At 71.5% G+C, this 21,492-nt stretch carries 15 protein-coding genes; 5 read left to right on the plus strand and 10 right to left on the minus strand.

Features of this window, described 5'->3' with window-relative positions; genetic code table 11:
• Positions 1-8: 8 nt before the first annotated feature.
• Positions 9-2,147: a glycosyl hydrolase gene (locus WMF34_RS36155; protein ID WP_437990689.1), complete on the minus strand. Its 2,139-nt coding sequence runs from the start codon at positions 2,145-2,147 to the stop codon at positions 9-11.
• 279 nt (positions 2,148-2,426) lie between these two features.
• Positions 2,427-3,014 (minus strand): peroxiredoxin, encoded by a 588-nt coding sequence (locus WMF34_RS36160; RefSeq protein ID WP_012239712.1) that lies wholly within the window; start codon positions 3,012-3,014, stop codon positions 2,427-2,429.
• A gap of 599 nt (positions 3,015-3,613) precedes the next feature.
• Between WMF34_RS36160 and WMF34_RS36165 the strand changes: the two genes are divergently transcribed.
• On the plus strand, positions 3,614-4,798 hold the full coding sequence (locus WMF34_RS36165) for an acetyl-CoA C-acyltransferase (protein ID WP_012239713.1): 1,185 nt from the start codon (positions 3,614-3,616) through the stop codon (positions 4,796-4,798).
• Entirely contained in the window at positions 4,795-5,670 is an 876-nt protein-coding gene (locus WMF34_RS36170; protein ID WP_437990690.1) for an MBL fold metallo-hydrolase, read from the plus strand. The genes WMF34_RS36165 and WMF34_RS36170 overlap by 4 nt, the downstream gene beginning before the upstream one ends.
• Positions 5,671-5,757: 87 nt before the next feature.
• Here the strand turns inward: WMF34_RS36170 and WMF34_RS36175 are convergent, their stop codons facing one another.
• The 3 genes from WMF34_RS36175 to WMF34_RS36185 all read right to left on the minus strand — a co-directional run bounded on the left by WMF34_RS36175 (position 5,758) and on the right by WMF34_RS36185 (position 10,065).
• The gene (locus tag WMF34_RS36175) at positions 5,758-7,233 is read right to left on the minus strand and encodes a sensor histidine kinase (RefSeq protein WP_044966643.1); all 1,476 of its coding nucleotides are present in this window, start codon (positions 7,231-7,233) and stop codon (positions 5,758-5,760) included.
• Positions 7,234-8,442: 1,209 nt separating this feature from the next.
• Complete coding sequence (locus WMF34_RS36180; protein ID WP_012239717.1) at positions 8,443-8,682, minus strand: MbtH family protein; 240 nt, start codon at positions 8,680-8,682, stop codon at positions 8,443-8,445.
• Between the two features lie 525 nt (positions 8,683-9,207).
• Positions 9,208-10,065, minus strand: a complete 858-nt coding sequence (locus WMF34_RS36185; protein ID WP_012239718.1) for a GNAT family N-acetyltransferase — start codon at positions 10,063-10,065, stop codon at positions 9,208-9,210.
• A gap of 540 nt (positions 10,066-10,605) precedes the next feature.
• Here WMF34_RS36185 and WMF34_RS36190 point away from each other — a divergent pair.
• Entirely contained in the window at positions 10,606-10,923 is a 318-nt protein-coding gene (locus WMF34_RS36190; protein WP_012239719.1) for a putative quinol monooxygenase, read from the plus strand.
• On the opposite strand, the gene WMF34_RS36195 is transcribed toward WMF34_RS36190, so the two are convergent.
• The 3 genes from WMF34_RS36195 to WMF34_RS36205 all read right to left on the minus strand — a co-directional run bounded on the left by WMF34_RS36195 (position 10,904) and on the right by WMF34_RS36205 (position 17,038).
• Positions 10,904-11,806 carry a LysR family transcriptional regulator gene (locus WMF34_RS36195; protein WP_012239720.1) on the minus strand — a complete coding sequence of 301 codons (903 nt, stop codon included), beginning with the start codon at positions 11,804-11,806 and terminating at the stop codon, positions 10,904-10,906. The genes WMF34_RS36190 and WMF34_RS36195 overlap by 20 nt on opposite strands.
• A 122-nt stretch (positions 11,807-11,928) precedes the next feature.
• Positions 11,929-12,729 (minus strand): hypothetical protein, encoded by an 801-nt coding sequence (locus WMF34_RS36200; protein ID WP_044966645.1) that lies wholly within the window; start codon positions 12,727-12,729, stop codon positions 11,929-11,931.
• Positions 12,730-13,063: 334 nt separating this feature from the next.
• The gene (locus tag WMF34_RS36205; protein WP_437990691.1) at positions 13,064-17,038 is read right to left on the minus strand and encodes a protein kinase domain-containing protein; all 3,975 of its coding nucleotides are present in this window, start codon (positions 17,036-17,038) and stop codon (positions 13,064-13,066) included.
• Positions 17,039-17,914: 876 nt separating this feature from the next.
• Between WMF34_RS36205 and WMF34_RS36210 the strand changes: the two genes are divergently transcribed.
• Positions 17,915-18,316 carry a hypothetical protein gene (locus WMF34_RS36210; protein ID WP_231864430.1) on the plus strand — a complete coding sequence of 134 codons (402 nt, stop codon included), beginning with the start codon at positions 17,915-17,917 and terminating at the stop codon, positions 18,314-18,316.
• Between the two features lie 185 nt (positions 18,317-18,501).
• Here WMF34_RS36210 and WMF34_RS36215 read toward each other — a convergent pair whose 3' ends face one another.
• Positions 18,502-19,446, minus strand: a complete 945-nt coding sequence (locus tag WMF34_RS36215) for a LamG-like jellyroll fold domain-containing protein (protein ID WP_437990692.1) — start codon at positions 19,444-19,446, stop codon at positions 18,502-18,504.
• 364 nt (positions 19,447-19,810) lie between these two features.
• On the opposite strand from WMF34_RS36215, the gene WMF34_RS36220 reads away from it, so the two are divergent.
• Entirely contained in the window at positions 19,811-20,539 is a 729-nt protein-coding gene (locus WMF34_RS36220) for a hypothetical protein (protein ID WP_437990693.1), read from the plus strand.
• A 13-nt stretch (positions 20,540-20,552) separates the two neighbouring features.
• Here WMF34_RS36220 and WMF34_RS36225 read toward each other — a convergent pair whose 3' ends face one another.
• Positions 20,553-21,425 carry a DNA-formamidopyrimidine glycosylase family protein gene (locus tag WMF34_RS36225; protein WP_012239739.1) on the minus strand — a complete coding sequence of 291 codons (873 nt, stop codon included), beginning with the start codon at positions 21,423-21,425 and terminating at the stop codon, positions 20,553-20,555.
• Positions 21,426-21,492: the final 67 nt, after the last annotated feature.

Genomic DNA, 21,492 nt, shown 5'->3' on the forward strand with positions numbered 1-21,492 from the left:
AGGGCGGCTCAGGGCCGCGTGGCGATCCAGTAGAGGAGCGCGGTCCGGCTGAGGCCGTCGTCGAGCGTGGTGAGCGCCTGCGCCTCCTCCCAGGCCGCCTCCTTGTCGACGGTCGCGTGCGCCGCGATCAGGAACGCTTTCCAGGGGTCCTCCGCGTCCTCCGTGGTCTCCGAGATCACGGGCCACGCGTCCTGGACCCAGTCCTTGGAGATGAGCGACTCCGAGATCGGCGTGATCGGGAGCAGCTGGATCCCATAGACGTACTCGGGGTTGGGACCGAACCACGTCCCGAAGTCGGCCTTCGTGGACCAGAGCACGCCGACGGCGCCGTTGTTCTTGAACGGCTCGGGGTAAACGGTGCTGTCCGCGGTCACCTGCCAGTACTTCTGCGCCGAGGCCGTCTCCATGGCGAGGAGCACCCGGCCGAGGTTCTTCACGTCCTCGTTCTCGAGCGCCTCGCCGAGGAGCTGCATGCTGTACCAGGCGTTGACGGCCTCGGAGGTCGACTCCTGATTGCGGCCGTCCGCGAACGGGAACAGCCCTGACGCCCACGAGTGGCCCCTGAACCAATCCATGTTGCGGAACGGCGTGAAGAACGTGTCCTTGGCGCTCGGGTTCGCGATGTCCCGGACGAGCCAGAGCGCCTTGTCCCCGTACTCCTCGCGCCACGCCTCATCACTCTTCGCCAGCACGGCGGCCGCGTAGAGGAAGTAGCCGTAGTGGAAGTGGTGATCGTTGTAATACGCCTGGCCGAAGTCGGCGGTCTGGTCCGCCAGGCCGTTGGTCGTCACGAGGCCGCCCCAGGTCGTGTCATAGACGAGGGGGTTGTCGTTCTGGCCGTTGAGCCACGGGTTGAGGCGCGACTTGAGCCGCGCCCTGAGCTCCTCCGCAAGATCCGCCTTGCCGACCACCTCGGCGATCTGCGCGAGGCGCGCGAGCTTCGCGATCTGCTTGCCCCCGAAATAGGGGTCTGTCCCGGCGACCGCCTCGTCGGGCATGAAGCCCTTGTCCTCCTCGAGGGCCGTGACGATGTCCATGCCCCAGTCGTCCGAGACGCGGCGCGGCGCGTCCCAGCCGATCGTGCTGAGCGGGTACTCGAGCTCCCAGCTCGCGCCGGAGATGCCCTTCATCTGGCCGATCACGGTCGGGTACGAGACGTCCGCCGCCTTGAACATATCGAGGTGATCCAGATGGTGCGGCAGCGCCATGGTCAGGAGATCGCCCTCGCCCTCGGTCTGCCAGACGAAGCGCACCCTGGCCTCGTCCTCGGTGACCGAGGCCTCGATGTCGCCGCCGACCGGGATGGCGGCGGCGTGCTTGTCGAGCACGGCCGCGGCGTTCGGCCCGGGGACGAGCGCGAGGCGGAGCGAACCCTCGTACGGCTCGTCCGCCGTCATGGAGAGGGCGTCCCACTCGAGGCTGATCTCGGGGAACGCATAGAGCACCCACGTCTGGCCGTTGTTGAGCGAGATCTCGAATCGGTCGCCCGTGACCGTGGTGGGGCTCGTCGACTCGCCGTTGACCTCGGTGATCGCCACGCCGTCGCCGGCGCGGACGGACGGGGCGAGCCCGTCGTACGTGGCCGTCACGTACGGCATCCCGTACACGATGGGCGCCGTCATCGTGCCGCCCTGCGCCGCCCACTCCACGGTGACCGACAGGAGATCGGCCGACTTGACGGTGTGGCCGGAGAAGGCCTGGCGCGCGCTGAGCGCGAGCTGCGTCAGGTCCGCCGAGGTGACGGACGCGCTCTCCACCACGACGGCGGGCCGGGAGATCGACAGCGCCTGTCCGACCGCCTTGAGGTCGTACGGCGCGGCGTTGATCCGCTGATCTCCCTGGCCGAGCGCGAAGTTCATCCAGGTGGCGTTCGTGGGGAGCGGGGCCTTGAGATCGGCCAGCACGGCGCCCGGCGCGAGCGGGTGCTCCGCCTCCGTGAACTCCGGAGCGACGTCCGAAAGCGGCTTGCTGCGGTCGAGATCCCACGTCTCGACCGGCACGCCGCCGGTGCCGCCGGTGCCGCCGTCGCCGCCGCCCCCCCCGCTGCCTCCGCCGCCGTCGCCCTCGGTCACCTTGGGCGGCGGCTCGTCATCGCCGCACGCGGCGATCGCGGACAGGCAGCTCAGCAAAGCAAAAGTCCGTAGCATCGGATGCTTCAACATCATAATCCAGCTCCCTCGCTCCCTCGCTCCAGCGCTCATCGCTCCACCTGCCCCGAAGCGGATCGAGAGATGAGCCCTGGTGTCGTGGTAGTTTCATCGATTTGCAAGCAACGGCACAGATTCTTTCATGAAGCGCCGGGCCCGTCCAGCTTGGCGAGCCCGCCGTCCGCGCGCCGGAGGGCCTCGCGATGCCATCCATCAGGCGATCGACAGCCCGCACGCCGCGAGTCGGCTATGTCGTTGTCCGACGCTTCATGCGGTTTTTTATCGCGTCTTCGCAGGCGCCTTGGCCGCGCTCTTCGCCGGCGCCTTGGCCGCGCTCTTCGCAGGCGCCTTGGCCGCGCTCTTCGCCGGCGCCCGTGCTCCAGGCGCGGGCGGCGCCTCGCGGCCGCCGCCTCCGCGCACGAGCGCGAGCACCTCGTCCGCGTGTCCGTCGACCTTCACGGCGCTGAAGGCGTGCTTCACCGCGCGGTCGGGGCCGATGATGAACGTGCTCCGGATGGTGCCCATCACCTTCTTGCCATACATCGACTTCTCGCCGTAGACGCCGTAGGCGTTGTGCGCGGCGAGATCCGGATCGCTGAGGAGCGTCACCCCGAGATCGTACTTGTCCCTGAACTTCCGGTGGCGTTCGACGGAGTCGCGGGAGACGCCGAGCACGACGGCGCCGGCCTCGGCGAAGGCGCGCAGGGCCGCGGAGAAGGCCTGGGCCTCGCGCGTGCAGCCGGGGGTGTCGTCCTTTGGGTAGAAGTAGAGGACGACCGTCTTGCCAGGGAAATCCGCGAGGCCCACCGTCTTACCGCTGTCGCTTTCGAGAGAGAAATCGGGGGCACGATCGCCTGCATTCACCATCGCTCGTTCGCTCCTTGTCCGCCCGGGCGCAGGGAGGACAGCCCCCCTTCCCCATCGGCGCGCACGGTATCACGCGACGTCCCCGGCGTACCACATAGCGCCCCCCGGCCCGCGCCAGCGTCGCCGCGCGCCGCGCGCCGCGCCCAGGCGACGAGTCGGCGGGGCCTCGGCCTGGAGGGCGCGGGCGCTCAGGGCCAGCCCGGATCCGGCTCGGGCGGAGCTTGATTCCGTCCGAGAGCGGCCGCACGACGACTGCGTTCCTCTCCCGGTTTCGCGCGCCTGCGCACAGCCGCGGCGCGCGCCCCGCGAGGCGCGGCGCGCGGCGGCTGGGTGGGAACACACGATCTCGAGGGAAGCGCTCGAGGGAAGCGCGAGCAGCCCGGTCGCGAAGAGCCCGGCCGGCGGAGCGAGGCAGGGGGGCGCTCGATGATCGATGTGAACCCGCGAACCGAACGAACCGCGCAGGCAAGCGCGCGGGCAGCGGAGCGTCCCCGGGGCCGGCTTGCCCCCCCAGGCCAACCGAGGTACCCAAGGCACATTCGCAAGGCGCATGGCTGGCGTCATCGAATGAAATGGCATCAGCGCTGCTGGAGGAGATCATGACCCTGCCCGTCCCCGTGTACATCGTCGCAGCGGCCCGGACGCCGATCGGCGCGTTCCAGGGCGCACTCTCGCCCTTGCCCGCCCCCCGCCTGGGTGAGGTCGCCATCCGGGCGGCGCTCGAGCGGGCAAAGCTGTCTCCGGAGGCCGTCGAGGAGGTGTTCCTCGGCAATGTCCTGTCCGCCGGTATCGGGCAGGCTCCGGCCCGGCAGGCCGCCATCTTCGCCGGCATCCCGAGCAAGGTGCCGGCCACCACCGTGAGCAAGGTCTGCGGCTCGGGCCTCCAGGCCGTCATCTTCGGCGCGAAGACGGTGGCGCTCGGCGACGCGGACGTCGTCGTCGCCGGCGGCATGGAATCGATGTCGAACGTGCCCTACTACCTCCCGCAAGCGCGCTCCGGCTACCGCATGGGCGACGGCAAGCTCGTGGACGGCATGATCCACGATGGCCTGTGGGATCCGTACGGCAACTTTCACATGGGCACCGCGGGCGACGCGTGCGCCAGGGAGCACGGCTTCTCGCGGGAGGCGCAGGACGAGTACGCGAAGGAGAGCTTCCGCCGCGCTGTCGCGGCCCAGCGCGAGGGGCTCTTCGCCGCGGAGATCGCGCCCGTCTCCGTCCCGCAGAAGAAGGGCGACGCCGTGATCGTGAAGGACGACGAGGGCCCGCCTGCCGGCAAGCCCGAGAAGTTCGCGTCCCTGAAGCCCGCGTTCCAGAAGGACGGGACGATCACCGCGGCCAACGCGTCGTCGATCAACGACGGCGCGAGCGCGCTCGTGCTGGCGAGCGAGCGGGCCGTCAAGGAGCACAAGCTCACGCCGCTCGCGCGGATCGTCGGCTATGGCGGCGCCGCGCAGGCGCCCGAGTGGTTCACGACGGCGCCGGCCGCGGCCATCGCGAACACAACGAAGAAGCTCGGCATCCCGACGGACCAGATCGACCTCTTCGAGGTGAACGAGGCGTTCGCGGTGGTGGCGCTCGCGGTGAACAAGCTCTCCGGCCTCGACGCCCAGAAGGTCAACGTCCGCGGCGGCGCGGTCGCGCTCGGCCACCCGATCGGCGCGAGCGGGGCGCGCATCCTGACGACGCTGCTCTTCGCCATGAAGGACCGGAACGCGAAGCGCGGCCTGGCCACGCTCTGCATCGGCGGCGGCGAGGCGCTCGCGGTCGTCGTGGAGCGGTGATCCGCCCGCAGCCCGTCGGGCCCGGCGTGCGCGGCGTGGAGGCCTTCCCCGCGCGCACGCCGACCCTGCCGCCCGCGACCCACACGAACAGCTACGCGCTCGGCGGCGGCGAGGTGCTGCTCGTCGAGCCGGCCACGCCGTACGAGGACGAGCGCCGCGAGTGGCTCGCCTGGGCGCGCGGCTTCGCCTCCCAGGGGCGGTCGCTCGTGGCGATCGCGGTGACCCACCACCACGCCGACCACGTCGGGGGCGCGCGCTTCTTCGCGGCCGAGCTCGGCTTGCCGGTCTGGGGGCACGCCGAGGCGGCCCCGCGCCTCCCGGGCGTCCCGCTCGCGCGCCGCCTCGCGGACGGGGAGGTGGTGCGGCTCGGCGGGCCGGAGCCGACGGCGCTGCGGGTGCTCCACACGCCGGGGCACGCGCCCGACCACCTCTGCTTCCTCGACGAGGCGCAGGGCGCCCTGGTCTGCGGCGACATGGTCGCCGGCGAGGGGACCATCCTGATCGATCCCCGGGAGGGCGACATGGCGGAGTACCTCGCGCAGCTCGATCGGCTCGCGGGGCTCGGGGCGCGGGTCGCGCTGCCGGCGCACGGCGGGCCGATCGGCGCGCCGGAGGCGCTGTTCCGGCGCTACATCGCGCACCGGCTGGGAAGGGAGCGGCTGGTGATCGCGGCGCTCGAGGCGGCCAGCGAGGGCGGCGCGGGCGGCACGTCGATCGATGCGCTCTTGCCGGTCGTCTACGCAGACACGGCGCCGCTCGTCTGGCCGCTCGCGCGGCTGAGCCTCGAGGCTCACCTGATCAAGCTGGAGCGCGAGGGGCGGGTGGTGCGCAGCGACGACCGATGGCGGCGCGCGGCGGGGACGGGCGCCTGAGCGTACGGCCGGGCGGAGCGGGATCACGTCGTGGAGGCGTCGCCCTTCGCGCGCCGCGCGTCGCGGCCTCGAGCACCGCCTCTCCCATCAGGACGCGCGCGGCAGCTCGACCCGGAACACCGAGCCGGCGCCCGGCTCGCTCTCGACGAGGAGGCGGCCGCCGTGCGCCTCGACGATGCGCTTCGCCACCGCGAGCCCGAGGCCCGTCCCCGGGATCGCGCCCGCCGAAGCCTTGAGGCGCTGGAACGGCTCGAAGAGGTGCGCCAGATCCGCCGCCTCGATCCCGACCCCGCGGTCGCGAACCGCGATCTCGGCGCGGCCCGCGCCGCCGTGGACCGCCACATCGATCTGGCCGCCGGCGGGAGAGTACTTGAGCGCGTTCGACAGGAGGTTGTTGAGCACCTGCTGGATCCGCGTCGCATCGCAGCGGACGAGGACCGGCGCCTCGGGGAGCGAGAGATCGATCGGGTGCTCCGGCGAGACCGGGCGGTAGAGCTCGGCCGCCTCCTGCACGAGCTCGCGCAGGTCGCGCTCCTCGACCCGGAGGTCGAGCTTGCACGCCTCGATCTGCGACGCGTCAAGGAGGTCCCCGACCATGCGCTCGAGGCGATCGACCTGCCGTCCGACGAGCGCCATGGTCCGCTGCACGCGCGGCTCCGACGGGGGGCCTCCGTCGTTGAGGAAGCCGACCGACAGCCGGAGCGCCGAGAGCGGGTTCCTGAGGTCGTGCGCCACGCCGCCGAGGAACGCGAACTGCGCCTCGCGCTGGCGCTCCAGCGACTCCGCCGTGCTGTTGAAGGCCCGCGCGATGTCCCCGAGCTCGCGCGGCCCGACGAGCGGCGCGCGCGCGGCGCGGTCCCCCGCGCCGTAGCGGCCGATCGCCTCCTGGATCGCGACGACAGGGCCGTAGACGAGCCGCCGCGCGCTGATGAGGACCAGGGACGCGCCCGCGATGAAGAAGAGGACGGCCGCGACGCCGGCGGTGGTCGCGCGCCGTCCCAGACGCTCTATGAGCGCCTGGGACGCACGGGCCTGCTGGAGGTTGATCTCGACCAGGCGGTCGAGGGCATCGAACGCCTCGTCGAAAGCAAGCGAATCGGTCGCCAGCGCCGGCGCGTCCGGCGAGGGGGGTGAGCCGCCGGCATCGCCGGCTCGAAGCCCGACGAGGTATTCGTCGACGCGCCGCTCTGCGTCGACGAGCACGTCGCTCTCTTCCTGGCTGCTCACGTAACGGTGAGCCTCCGCAAGGCCCTCCCTTAGCTCGATCTCCCACTCGTGGAAGGTGGAGCTCGGCCCGCCGCTGGCGGACCCGGCGCCGCGGTGGATCTGATGTGCATCGCGGAGGAGGTCGATCTGCAGGCTGTGCACCAGGCGGACGCTCTCGATCGCGTCGCCGAGGATCCCGGTGGCCTGCTGCATGGTCGCCGAGGCGGCCATGAGCGCGGCGATCACGGCGATCGCCGCGCCCGTGAGGAGAAATGTCGCGATCCCGAGGAGCGTGCTCAGGCTTGGCCGCCTCGAGGAGCCGAGCTCTGGCGCGCGCCGCGCCGCTGCTGATTCCATGGCGTCGATTGATCCGATTTCGCGTCCGAGGCAACTCGGACGCACCGCCGCCCCCGAGCGGCGCGGCCCTCCGCGCTCGCCCGCGGGCGCGGCGCGTCTCCGCCGCAGCTGGTGACGGCGCGATGGCGGAGGGTGGAGGCCATCGATGTCGGGCCCGGCGGCGGCGCCGGCGAGCTCGGCTCAAACCTCTCTGTACCCGTTGCGGTAGGTCTTTACCTTGTTGCGGTAGGTCTTTACCTTGCAGTCCGCGGGGCTGCAGTCGCACACCCTCTAGAGCGACACGGGCTGAAGCCCCAGAAAAGAGCAGAAATTTGAACCGCCAAGCGCGCCAAGGACGCCAAGATTGTGTTTTGTCCTTGGCGTCCTTGGCGGCTCATTTTCGCTCGATCAACGGGATCGGTGCCCTAGATGCAGCACCAGGGGTAGAGCGTTGATACAACCCATGTCTTGTCGTGCTTGCAGCGCATCGCCCCACCACAGTTGCCGCCCCCGGAGTCGTTCTCGCAAGCATAGCCGACAGCATCGCACGGTTCGCCTGGGCTGGCGCCCTCGCACGGAACGCAGCTCGCGTTGGCCCCGGAGCATCCGCCGCACGCCGATTGCTCCGTCTTGAGCCAGGCTGCCGGCCGCGCCGCGCAGCTGCTCTGAGTATCGTCGGGATCACCTTCATTGAGTTTGCATTCGAACACGAGGACGCAATCGCCCGTCGTGTACGTGCAGATCTTCCCGATCTCAGGACACGCTGTCGACTCGACAAGCACCTCGCTCGGGCACCCGGGCGAAACCGTCGTCTCCCCGCTCGGCGCGCCGCCTTCCCCGCTCGGCGCGCCTCCGGACCCACCCGCTGAAGCGCTCTCTGCGTCGAGGTCCACGTGCGGAGAGCAGCCGATGAACAGGGGCACAACGAGGGCAACACAGACGAGAAAGAGGTGACGCATCCGCTCCTCCGGGCCGGGCCTGCCCTTAGCAATCGCCGTTCCGCGGCGATCCTTGCCTTGTTTCATGCGCTACGTCGAGCGCAGGAGTTCCCCTCTGGCCCAGGTTGGCACGCTTCGGCAGGCCCCCATGGCACAAGGACCTCCGTCCAACCAGCGTGCTCCAAATCCAGCCTGCCCGGTCCAGCCTGACCAGGCTGCCGGGCGGACGGCGCGGACTCCGCTTTCATGGCCATGTCGCCCCTGTCGCCGCCCTCCTCGCCTCATGGCGGCGTCAGGAGAGCCACTCCGCGCGCGCTCGGGCGACCTCCGCCGGGGCGCATCCCTCCTCCGGGGCGCGCAGGCGCTCCCATGCCTGCTCGATATAAGCGAGGCACTCCATGATGGATCCCTGCTTGCCGGCCTCCCGCGACCCGCTCGGGATCGCGCGCTCGACAGGGCAGACGGTGTACTGCTTCTCGTGATCGACGACGACGCGATAGGTGGCTGCGTCCTGCCGCTCTTCCTGGTTCATCTTCCCCTCCGCGGGTCGGCCCGATTGCGCTGCGGGGTCGCACCATAACCTCGGTCCCAGCGCCGTCGAGCCGGAATCTCCGAGCACGGATCGCAGGATCAGGCCGTCTCCGCCCGAGACGGCATCACGCCGGGATCGATGCCCGTGTCACGAGATCACGCCAGCGAACCGGTGCCCCATGGATCCGCTCCCCATGGTTCGACGCATGACGCCGCGGGCCCGCAACGCGGGACGAGGCCACTGGACAGCGCCCCGTCAAGCGCTGGGCGCCGCGAGGGCGACGTAGTCATCCAGGGCCAGCGCGAGCGCGCCGGCGGTGGGACGGGTCGCCCGCGTGGGCCTGTCCGAGCCTGGCGAGCGTCGCGTCGTCCTCGTCCTCGACGCCATCGTCGAACAACCACTCGAGCGTCGCTGTGATCTCGTCGAGGACGAGCGGCCCGCGCTCGAACGGGTCGCCTGCGGCGGCGGAGGCGCTGCGGCCGCGAGGGTCCGGAGACTCGCGGAAGTCCGCGATATTTTTCAGGCTCAGTAGAGGATTGAGGGCAGGAACGCGCCTGCGGGCTCGTTGTAGAGACCGACACTCATGAGCGTCATCGGCTGGACCACGCGTAGTCCATGGTCCAAACACCAACGGAACAGCTCCCCGTTGCGGGTTGGTAAGAGGAAGCCGGGACCCGGGAATGCGGAAGCCGCCCCGATGAGTGCTTTCAGCGCGTCGTTCGTCTCGCCGACGGCATGACCGAAAAACGCGACCGGCGTGGCATAGCCGGTGATGCGCCCCCCGTACTCGGCGATGGTCGCGGTTCCCTGCTTGATCGCATCGAGCAGTTCCCCACGACGGTCATGGCCGTGGACTTGCACACAGACCCGATTGCAGGCGTCCAGATCACGCTCGGTGGCTGGGCGCACGCTGTAGCCGGGCATCTGCACGGCGAGGGGCGCTCCTTGCATGATGGACAGCGGTTCGCGGGCCACGAACCCCAACCTGGCATACAGGGAGAGCGAGCGGCTATGATAGGCGGCCTGGACCAGCCGGACCCCCGGATAACGCTGCTGGGTCACCCGATCCAGGACATGCTGCATCAGCTGGCGTCCGACCGCGCGATTTTGCATGGCGGGATCGACCGTGATCGGGCCGATGCCCGCCACCGTCGAACGCCCGTCGAGGAAGTTGCTGCCGACAACCCGGCCGTCAAGCTCGGCGACCACCGCATAGAAGCAGGGGTGCGCGAGCAGCCCCGTCAGGAGCGCGGTGGCGACTTCGGGCGAGGGCAAGTCCGGCGGAAAGCCGTGCTGCTCAGCTATTGTCTTGAAGGCATCGTAACAGATCGCACCACAGGGCTGCGCGTCTTCGACGTTGCCCGGTCGTAGCGTGACGTTCATCGGGACTCCCTCCATCCACTACTCATCTGGTTGACCTCCGGTTGTTGCGACGCCCAACGGCCGGCCGTTGAGCCGCGAGCCCGAGCCCTGCCACGCATCGCCGCCGCTGCACCTGTCGCCACCGCTGGTCAGCTCAACGCTCCGCCCGTCCGCGGCCCCATGCGCGCTCGACGGTGCATGAGGCCCATCGTACATGACGCTCGGCGTGCACGGATCGCGCTTCGCGCCAGCAGAGCGCGGTCGAGGCAGGTCGGTCTCGCCAGCGCCCAGGGGCACCTGACCACCGCCCCCGGCCGTGTAAAGCACGAACGTAACGCGGCGCCTCGCCCCTTGCGTTATCCCGGGAGCGGGCGCGTCCCCCCTGCCGAATCCGCCACACGCGGCGGCCGTCCCCCGGTGGCCGCCGCAGGATCGCGGGGAAACGCCATCCACGGCGCTGATGGATCCATCCAGAACATCGAATGGTCGGCCGGACGCGCGTCGTTACAACTCTCTTCACCGAAGCGCGGCGCGCCGTGCGCCGCCGAAGAGGAGGATCCCATGACCGCTGCTTCCCCGACCGCCGTGACGCTCTCCCTCCTGGCCCGCATCGAGGCCAAGCCCGGCAAGGAGGCCGAGGTCGAGGCGCTCCTCCGCTCCGCCGTCGGCCTCGCCGCCGAGGAGCCGCGGACGGTTCACTGGTTCGCGCTGCGCATCGGGCCGACGACGTTCGGCATCTTCGACACCTTCGCGGACGAGGTGGGGCGCAAGGAGCACCTCGCGGGCCGCATCGCCGCCGCGCTCATGGCCAAGGCGCCGGAGCTGCTCGCCGCGCCGCCCGTCATCGAGCACGTGGACATCATCGCCGCGAAGGGGTGACCGGCCGCGCCCGGGCAGCGCGTGAGAGGAGCGCGTCCCAGAAGAGCTGCAAGCCCGGCGCCGGCGTGCGATCGCCCGAGCGCACCAGCGCGACGGTGCGACGGAGGGCCGGATCGACGAGCGGGCGCTGCGACGCGCCCGTCAGGAGCACCGAGTGCTCGGGCATGAAGGCAAACCCCAGCCCCGCGTGCACCAGGCTCTGGACCCAGTCCTCCCGGTCGGTGCGGTACGCCGCGTACAGGTCCACGCGCCGCGCGGCGCACACGCCCGTCACCTGCTCGCGCATCTCGCAGGCGAGCCGATCGAGGTAGGGCTCGCCGTCCAGATCCTCGAGCCGCAGGCCCTCGCGCGCGGCCAGGTGGTGGCCGGGCGGGAGGACCACGACGTAGCGCTCCTCGTAGAGGGGCGCCACCACGCACCAGTCCGGAACCGCGTCGCCGAGGTTCGAGACGATGACGTCGACCTCGGCCTCCTCCAGCCGCCGCAGGAGCTCCCCCTGCACGGCCACCGCGATCTCCAGCTCCACCCCCGGCGCCTCCGCGCGGAACGCCGCCAGCGAGCCCGCGAGCCGCGCAGGCCCGATGGTGCAGAGGATGCCCACACGGAGCGGCACCTGCTTGAGGCGCCGGTGGTTGTCCGCGATCACCTGGACGGCCTGCATCTCGTCCCGCAGCCGCTGGAGCCGCGGCAGCACGCGCTGCCCCAGCGCCGTGAGCTTGGCGCCGCCGCGCTCGCGCAGGACGAGCGGCCCGCCCAGCTCCTCCTCGAGCTTCTTGATGGCGGCCGTGAGCGCGGGCTGCGAGACCGCGCACCGCTCCGCGGCGCGCGTGAAGCTGCGGGTCTCGGTCACCGCAAGGAAATACCGGACCTGATGCATCTCCATGGCCGCGCATCTTCGCCCGACGACGCCGCCCGCGCCAAGGAGGGCGGCGCGTTCGCTCGGCTCCGATCAGGGCTGCCGAGGGAGAAGACGACCGGCGGCCCCTCTCCCCGGGAGGGCGAAGGTCACCGCAGCGCGGTGGTGATCACATAGCGCGTCTCGCCGAACTCCGGATCATCGCATTCCTTGTAATACTCGCCGGAGCGGTTGAGCTTGCCGCAGTACTCCTTGCAACGCCCGACGATCTCGATCATCCCGCAGCCCTCGAGATCGCCGTCCGCGTCGAGCTGGCCCGCGGCGCAGTCGCGCTTCGCCGCGCGCGCGACATCGACGTTCGCCGGGTTGTAACAGGCGCGCAGGTACGGCGTCTCCGTGAAGAGGTTCCCCCAGAAGGCCCCCTCGACATGAGGGTACTCGTCGAGCTCGCCGCACCCGACCTCGTGATGCAGCGGGTTCTGTCGGGAGCGCATCGAGATGCTGACCGAGACTCCATAACGGTTCGTGTGGGCGGCGAGGCACGCGGAGACCATCCGCTTGCCCTCGTCGTCGAGCGGGCGCCGGTCCCACCGGGGCGCGAGGCCGAGGTGTCCGGGATAGACCTCCTTGTGGGTCGCGCCCGCGCGGTCGGTCCAGGAGAAACGGAACGACTGGGACTCCTTGAGCGCGCAGCTGACCGTGTACTTCACGAGCGACCGGAAGAGATCGCCCCTCGCGCCAGGATCCCTGAGAGCGGAGGCCGCCACCGGGCTCAACGCGTTCACGCTGAGCGCGTTGGCGCTCAGCGCATTCGCGCTCAACGCATTCGCGCTCAGCGCATTCGCGCTCAGCGCATTGCCGGTCGCGAGCTCGTCAGCGCTCGAGCCGAGCTCCTCTGTTTCATCCCCCGCTTCGAGCGCCTGCTCGGGCGCGACGCAGCCGGTAGCCACGAAAAGGATGCCTGCGCACCCAAGTACAGCCCTGGTTTTCACGTGATGAGACCTCAGGTAGCGAGCCAAGGGGAGCGCCCACGCTCCCCGATCACAGCACGCCCTCCGGCGCGTCGCTCAACACAACGACAGCCGGGAACTCTCCACGTCAACGATCAGGGTACGGCAAACCACTTCGACTGTCAGCCATTAAATTGCACGTCCCCCGCGGATTCCTCCGTGGGACAGCAACGCTTCGTCACGTTCCGTCACGTTCCGTCACGTTCGGCCACGTCCCGTGACGTTCAGTCACGTTCAGTCACGTTCGGCCACGTTCCGTCACGTTCGGCCACATTCAGTTCCGGTGGTTCCGCCCGGCTCCGACAGCTCCGACCCACTGCGATGCGAGCTCCAGGGTGCGGGCGTTGTCCGGAACGTGTGAGAGAAAGCGCCCGCGCCACTCGGGATCGCGAACGCCGGCGGCCCGGTCGAGCAGCTTGTCGCGCGCCGAGGAGATGGCGACCGCCGCGCTGGCCGCGTCGCCGACCGCGGAGAACGCCTCCGCGTGGACCAGTCGGATCATCGACTCGCCCTCTTCGATCCCGCCGAGCGACTCGAGCGCTGCCAGGGCCTCGCCGGCGGCCGCGAGCGCCTCGGCGGCGCGCCCCAGCCCGATCAGCGCCCGGGCGCGGATCGCCATGGCCGTGACGCGGAACGGCGACGCGCTCTCCAGCGCCTCGGCGAGGCGCGCCTCGCGCTCCGCGCCCGCGAGATCGCCGGCGAGCAGGGCTATCTTCGCGAGGTACGAGCGCGACACCACCTCGGCGCGCGGGTCGCCCAGCCGCTGGCTCGAGGCGAGGGCCGCCTCCTCGACGGCCCGCGCCTCGGCGAGCCTGCCGCGGTAGGCGAGGACCTGCCCGAGGCTCGCCTGCGCCGCCGCCGCCACCTCGTGCAGACCCATCCGCTCCGTGGCCTCCAGCACGGAGCGGAGCGCCGCCTCGGCGCCGCCGAAGTCGCCGAGCTCGCCGTAGGAATAGCCCAGGTTCGCGCGGGTGATGCACGCGTTGCGCCGGTCGCCGACCTGCTCGAACGCGACGAGCGCGGCCTCCAGGCCGGTGACGCAGGCGCCGGGATCGCCCCCGCTCATCGCGCGGAAAGCGCGCGCCTGGTGCAGCCCCGCGACCACCTCGGCCCCTGCGCCGGCGCCGGTCGACGCCCCGTCGCCCATGGCGCGCTCCACCTCCGCGATGAGCCCATCGACGATCGCAGGCCGTCCGGCGAAGGCCAGCGTCGAGGCGCCCATGCAGAGACAGGTGCTCCTCGCGCTCTCCGCGCCCTGCGAGGCGGTGACGACGACCGCCTCGTCCATCCACCGCTCCACGCGGTCGAAGCCGCCCAGCTTGCTCGCGGCCGCGACGGCCTGCGTGACGGCAGCGAACCACGGCGCCGAGCCGGGCGCGAGGTGCCGCGCCGCGTCCGTCCCCCGCTGCTCGGCCAGCGCGAGGTCGCCCCGCCACACGTGCGCCTCGGCCTGGACCAGCCGGAGCGCCCCCACCACCGCGGGCTCCGGCGCGCACTCGAGCCCGCGCTCGGCCCGCGCGATGGCAGCGCCGAGATCGTTGCCCTCCAGGGCGTGCTGCGCCGCGCGCAGGTACGCCGCCGCGGCCCGCGCGGGCACGGCGCCGCGCTCGAAGTGCTCCGCGAGCGCCATCGCGTCGGGCTCGCCCGCGCCCTCCAGCCAGGCGCCCGCCAGCGCGTGGCCCAGCCGCCGGTCGGCCTCCGTCAGCATCCCGTACGCCGCCTCGCGCACCAGCGCGTGCCGGAAGCGGTACTCGACCTCTCCGCGCAGCCGCCCGGGGCCGCGCCGGTGGACCACCTCGCGGCGCTCCAGCTCCGAGAGCCAGCGCGTCACCTCGGCGCCCCCGAGCAGCGCGCTCACCGCGCTCGGCCAGAACGCCTGGCCGAACACGCTCGCGGCCCGCAGCACGCGCCGCGCCTCGGCGTCGAGCGCCTCGATGCGCGCCTGCACCATCGCCAGCACCGTCTCCGGCAGGTCCGCGCCGTGGCCGGCCGCCACCGCGCGGACCTGCTCCTCCAGGTAGAACGGGTTGCCGTCCGCCCGGTCCACCAGCGTGGCCACGAGCTCCGCGCTCGCCTCGTCGCCCAGCGCGGCCCGCACCAGCCGCTCGCTCGCCCGGCGCGTGAGCGGCGGCAGCATCATCTGGTTGCCGAAGCGCCCCTGAGACAGCCCCGGGAAGGCCTCGTGCACCTCGGGGCGAGCCAGCCCGAGCACCAGGAACGGCAGATCCCGCAGGCTCCGGAGCGCCGCCTCCACCATGGTCAGGGTGGGCAGGTCGCCCCACTGCAAGTCCTCGAGGATCAGCAGCACGGGCTGCCTCGCGCACTCGGCCCGGATGAACTCCTCCCACGACAGCCGCAGCTGATCGCCCATCAGCTGCCGGTTGCGCCGCGCCGCGCCGACCCGGATGTCGTCGTCCGGGAACGGCGCGCCCAGGAGCTCGCCAAGGAAGGCGCTGACGCGCCCGACGTCGAGCTCCGGGTGGCGCTCGACCCGCGCCCTCACCTTGCGCCGCCGCTCCTCCAGCGGCTCGCCGTCGACGATGCCGATCGCGCTCCGCAGCGCGCGCGACAGGAGGCCGAACGCCGAGCCCGAGCTCATCGGGTCCCCCTGGCCGATCCACACCTCCACGTGGGTGCCGTCCGCCAGGTCGGCGCCGCCCCCGCCGCGCGCGCGGTCGGCCGCTCGCGCGTTGCGCGCCGACACCGTCTCGAGGAACTCCTGCCGCAGCCGCGATTTGCCCATGCCGGCCGCCGCGACCACCAGCAGCGCGCCGGAGGTCGACTCCTCGGTGCTCCGATCGAGCTCCGCGGCCAGCACCGCGAGCTCCCGCTCCCGCCCGAAGCACGCCACCGGCTTGCCGAGCAGCGCCGGCGCCGACGTCACCCGGAGGTCGTCCCGCGCCCCGTGGAGGAAGCGCGCGCCGCCCTCGCAGCTCGTCTCGAACCGGCCGCCCAGGAGCCCCGCCGTCACCTCGTCGATGCGGACCGCGGCGACCGCGCCGGGCTCGCCGCGCGACGGCAGGAGCTGGACCGCCCGGTCGATGAGCTCGCCCATCGGGATGCGCGACGTCAGCTCGGCCCGGCCGGTCACGAGCGAGACCTGCGCGCCGCCGAGCAACGCGCGCAGCGAGAGCGCGCAGCGCGCCGCCTGCGCGGCGAGATCGGTGGCCGCCTCGGCGCTCGTCAGCACGAGCAGCGGCGATCTCGCGTCGATGAGCTCGATCTGGCCCTGGTAGCGCTCCGCGAGCGCGTAGAGCTCGTCGGCGCGGCCCGTCGCCCGCGCCTGCTCTTCCTCCTGCGAGCGCGTCACCTCCTCGGGCGCCGAGCGCTCGTGGGCGAGCACGAGGCAGGTGACGCGCCGCTCGCTGCTCGTGAGCTCCAGGACGGGCGCCAGCGCGGCAGGGTAGGCGCCGTCCGCCGCGCCGGCGCGGCTGAGGTCGATCGCGCGGAGCTCCTCGGCGACGGCCGCGCCGTCGCGGGGACGCCCGTCTGGCTGCTTCGCGAGCATCCTGGTGACCAGGACGTCGAGCTCGTCCGGCAGGTCCGGGCGGACCTCGCGGAGGCGCGGCGGCTCGTCGAGCAGCACCTTGACCATCACGGCGAGCGCCCCGGCGCCCTGGAAGGCGGCGCGCCCGGTGAGGCACTTGAAGAGCACGCAGCCGAGCGCGAACACGTCGGCGCGGGCGTCGACGCGCCGCTCGCCGCGCGCCTGCTCGGGCGCCATGTACTCCGGGGTCCCGAGGACGGTGCCCGGCAGGGTGAGCTGCTGATCGATCCGGAAGCGCGCGATCCCGAAGTCGAGCACCATCGCGCGATCGAGCCGCCCCTCGACGAGCAGCAGGTTGCTCGGCTTGAGGTCGCGGTGCACGACGCCCTGCCCGTGGAGGGCGCCGAGCGTCTCCGCGATCCGCGCGACGACGTCGACGCTCTCGGCGGGGGTGAGCCCTCGCCGCGCGATGCGCTCGGCGAGCGTCTCTCCGGCGAGCCACTCCATCACCAGATACGGCTTGCCGCCCGCCGCGACGCCGTGGGCGATGTACCGGACGACGCCGGGGACGCGCAGCGCCGAGAGCGCCTCCACCTCGCAGGAGAAGCGGCTGAGCTCACCCTTCTCGGCGCGGCGAAGCACCTTGAGAGCCACCGTGTCGCCGCTTCGCCGGTCGCGCGCCCGGTAGACGTGCCCCATCCCGCCCGAGCCCGCGAGGCCCTCGATCTGGAACCGCTCGTCGACGATCTCTCCGACGCGCATCAACGGCCGTGAATCCAGCGATATCACGCGCGCCGCCCTCCCGGTCTGGATACAGGCCCGGGATGGTGGGGCGACTCACCTCCAGCGCGACCGCGACCGGATCGAAGGCGCGATGCGACGCGTCAGGGCTGGAGTCTCACGAAGAACACGCCGGGGCGCTCGGGGAGGTCCGGCTCCGCGCACGCGCTGGCCGCCCGCCGGCGCGAACGGGGGGTTCTCGACGGATACGTGCGTGTGCGCAGGCCGTCCAGGTGGCGCGCCGAGCGCGGGGAAATCATCGACGACGAGGGCGCCCGTGATGGGGGAACGGCGCCGGCGCCGGAGAAGGCGCCGCCGGGTGCCGTGTTCCGCGGGCTCGCTTCAAGGCATCTGAAAAGCCATCGAAGAGCGCATCTCGCCATGTCGATAAGCCACGTAGTCGCGTCATGTCGATGGGTCGGTCTGGCGCATCGCGGACCTCGTCATCGCGCCGGCGAAGGGACCTGCCTGCGCCATCGACGGACGCGGGACCCCGCTGACGGCGCCCAGGGTGGGCGCGCTCGAGCGGCGCGGAGGCGGCGCGCGCCCGGAGGGCGGCCCTGAGGCGCGCTCGCCGGCGGGCCCGCGCCTCCGCCCGCCGCGTGGCGCCAGGACGTCCGCGCGGCGCGAGCGAGGACGGAGACGGCGCTCGGCGGACATCATGAATGAAGTTTTTCTCTCCTGACGTTATCTTCGCCTCGGTGGCGTTCGTGATGAAGATCTTGGCCCCCGACGCCGTCTCGCCTCGGCGGCGTTCGCGAGCCGGCTCGGCGACCAAGGTGGCTGTTGACTTCCACCCGCGGAACTGCAATGTCTCTCGCTGCGCTTGCCCTTACCCACAGGAGACGTCGGATGTCGATGAGCAAGAAGCTGATGAGTGCCGTGTTGATGACCGTCGGCATTGGCTTTGCTGGAGCCGCGTGGGCCGCTGGCGGGACCGCGGACCTCCCCGCTTCCGTCGCCGAGAAGAAGGATTTCGGCTGCGGCGCAAAAGGACAGAAGGCCTGTCCGATGCAGGGCTGGATGAAGTCGGTGATGCAGTCGGCGACCACGAGCGGCGACGGCGCGAAGATCGCGGAAGCGCTGAAGTACGTGGCGGCGAGGCCGCCGAAGGGCATGGACAAGTGGGTCGCGATCTCGAACGACGGCATCGAGAAGGCCAAGAAGGGCGACATCGACGGTGCCAAGGCGAGCTGCAAGGCCTGCCACGATCTGTACAAGGCGGAGTACAAGGAGAAGCTCCGCGACGCCCCCTTCTGAGGCGCATCTCTCCTCTCTCGCGCTCTTCCCTTCCTCCGTTCTTCCTTACGCGCGCCCAGAGCGCGCATTCTCTTCGGGCAGCCCTGGCCGGTCGCGCCGGGGCCCGCCAGTCGGTCTGCGGTGACGGCCATGAGCCGCCCCGCGGGCCAGAGCCCCCCCGCTGGGTGCGCGCCTGACGGCGCAGCTCAGCAGCCGCCGCCGGCAGCCGCGCAGATCTCCTGGGGCGTGAGCGTCCGGCCGAAGATGCGGAGGCTGTCGAGCAGCCCGTTGAACTCGTCTTCCCCCGAGGGCTCGTCCGAGCCGATGTGGACGGGCTGTTCGCCGGAGGCGATCACCGGGCCAGAGGGGCTCCGGTCGACCTCGACGCCGTTCACGTAGAGGCTCTGCGTCTGGCCGTCGGAGAGACAGGCGACGTGCGTCCATTGCCCGGGAACGATGGGGTAAGTCACGTTCCGCTCGACGCCCATGGTGCAGCGGATCTGTCCGCCCGGCATCAGGAAGAGCGAAGGCTTCCCGCCGCTGTCGATCACGGTGTATCGCCGCTTGTCGGGGAGAGAGGCGGGGTTGATCCAGACATCGATGGTCATCGCGGAGGCGGTCCATGCGGCGTCGTGGCGGAAGTAGAGTTTGCTCCCCATCGTCACCGAGAGCGCCTGGCCGGCACGGCCAGGCGCGTAGTGCAGGCTGCGCACCCGCTCGGGCGTGAAGTGATGCTGCGAGGCGTCGTCGGGGTTGCCCTCGAACGCGAAGCACGCGATCAGCGATGGAGCCGCCGCCCCGCACAGCGGCTTGGGAGCGCCGCCGGGCTCTTCGACCGGATCCTTGCCGGGCTCTTCGACCGGATCCTTGCCGGGCTCTTCGACGGGCGCGCCACCGGGTTCTTCCGTCGGCGTTCCGCCGGGTTCTTCCGCCGGAGCGCCGCCAGGCTCTTCGATGGGAGCGCCGCCAGGCTGTCCGGCGATGGCTCCACCGGGTTCTTCGACGGGAGCGCCGCCAGGTCCTCCGGGTTGAGCCTCGGATTCACCTGACCAGCCTGTGCCTTTCGTGTCGAGGGCGCAGCCCGGCAGCGACAGAAGAAGCACGGCGACGCCGGCCAGGCGATGTACAGAGTGATGGGATTTGCAAAGCATGCTGCGTTTCCTGCGGGGCGCTCAGCGTAGCTCAGAACGCCGCTCCCTGTCACCGTGCCTCGCCACGAAGGCTCGACTCGCGCCGGCGCGCCGCACGCCGATGCAGTGAGAAGAAAAATGCACCACAGAGGCGCAGAAGAAGAGGCGCGGAGTGTGAAGCCTCCGCGTCTCCTGGGTCGCGTTCGAGCAAAGAGAAGACCGTGAGCGCGGACGGGTCGGCGTTTTTTTTACGGTGGTGGACGACAAGTAGACTGTTGCTCGACGTCGTGGTCCGGTTCATGGACGGATTCATGGACCGACACGGGGCTCCGCTCCTGCTGCTCACGGCGACGTGGCTCCTGGCTGGCTGCGACAGGGAGGCCCCGTGATCGACGAGGTCTGGGTGGCCGGCGCGGGCGCCCAGGGCATCAAGGTGGACAACGAGCGAGGCCCGGCGGCGCTCACCGTCCGTGGCTCGCTCGTCGAAGGGGCCCATCGGGTCGGCGTGCACAGCGCGGGCGCCGAGCTCGCCCTCGAGTCGTCCGTCGTGCGAGGAACCCTCGAGTCCGGCGAGGTCGAGGGGACGGGCGTCGGCGCGAACCGGGGAGAGGGCAACACGCTCCCGCAGGCGTCGGACGGGCGTTTCGGCCGGGGGATCGAGGTCCACGCGCTTGACACGCCGAACGGGCGGAGCGGCCTCGTGCTCCGGTCGTCGCTCGTCGAGGAGAGCGTCGATTCGGGGCTCGCCCTCTTCGGATCTGTGGCCACCCTGGAGGAGACCGCGGTCCGCGGCACGCGGAGCTCAGCCGATGGGCTCCAGGGAAACGGCGTCACGATCGTCAAGGATCCTGGCGACTCGGAGGCCACGTTGACCGGCGTGCGCATCGAGGCGAGCGACGGCGCCGCCGTCGCGAGCTTCGGCGCCTCGGTGGCGCTCGCGCGCAGCACCATCGAGTGCAACTTCATCGATCTCAACGTCGAGACGGAGAGCGGCACGGCGGGCAAGATCACCGACGGCGGCCAGAACCAGTGCGGCTGTCAGGGCGTGAGCGTCCCGTGCAGGGCGAAGAGCGCGGGGCTCGCGCCGCCGGAGCCGCTGCCGGAAGCGCTGTGACGCCGGCCTCGCCTCAGCCCGGCTCCCGCCTGGCGCGGCGCGGATCCCCCGCTGCGCTCCGCCGCGCCTCCGGCTGACAGGCCGGGCAGAAGATCGCGTCGTGCCCGTGGACGCTCGCGCGACGGAGCTTGTCGCCGCAGCGCGGGCACGGCTGGCCCGGACGCCCGCGGACCTTGAGGAAGTCGCGCAGCCGCTCGTCCAGCGCCGGCGCGCGCCGGGCGATCGTCCGGGTCGCGTCGCCGAGGACACGGGCGATCGCCGCGTGCAGGCGGTCGGTCTCCTCCTCGGAGAGGCTCTGGACCGTCGCCTTCGGGTGGATCCTTGCCTCGAAGAGCACCTCGTCGGCGTACGAGTCTCCCATGGAGTCGAGCGCCGTCCCGTCCATCAGGAAATCCTTGGCGAGGTCGCGCCGCCCGCGCGCCGCGGAGCGAAACGCCTCCTGCGTGAACACCCGAGGATCGAGGACGTCGAGGCCGACGCGCTGGAGCCCGGGGAGCCTGTCGAAATCGCCCCGCGCGAGCACGTAGACCTTGCTCATCTGCACGTCGTCTCGGACCCTGAGCTCGCGGCCGTCCCCGAGGGTCAGCGAGAAGGCGAGATCGGTTGGAATCCGCGTCTCTCCTGGCCGCGTGATCGAGAACCGCCCTGCCAGCATCGGGGAGATCACGAGATCGAGCGCGCGCGCCCCGTCGAGCTCGAAGACCACGGCGTGCGCCCGCCGCGCCACGCGCCGGATCTCCGCGCCCGGCAAGAGCGCGTCGAGGCGCTCCGGGAGCAGGACGTGCAGCACCACCGAGTTCTCGGCGCGCGCCGCGGCCACGGCCGCGCCCGCGAGCTCGCGCGCGAGGATCGGAACGACGTACTCCAGGTCCGGGCGCTCGGGCACGCCTCCAGGATACAGATCTCGCCGCGAAGATCGCGCGACTTCGGGCGAGGCGCGAAAAAGAGGCGCG

Source organism: Sorangium sp. So ce145, assembly GCF_051525985.1.
Taxonomy (GTDB): Bacteria; Myxococcota_A; Polyangia; order Polyangiales; family Polyangiaceae; genus Sorangium; species Sorangium cellulosum_B.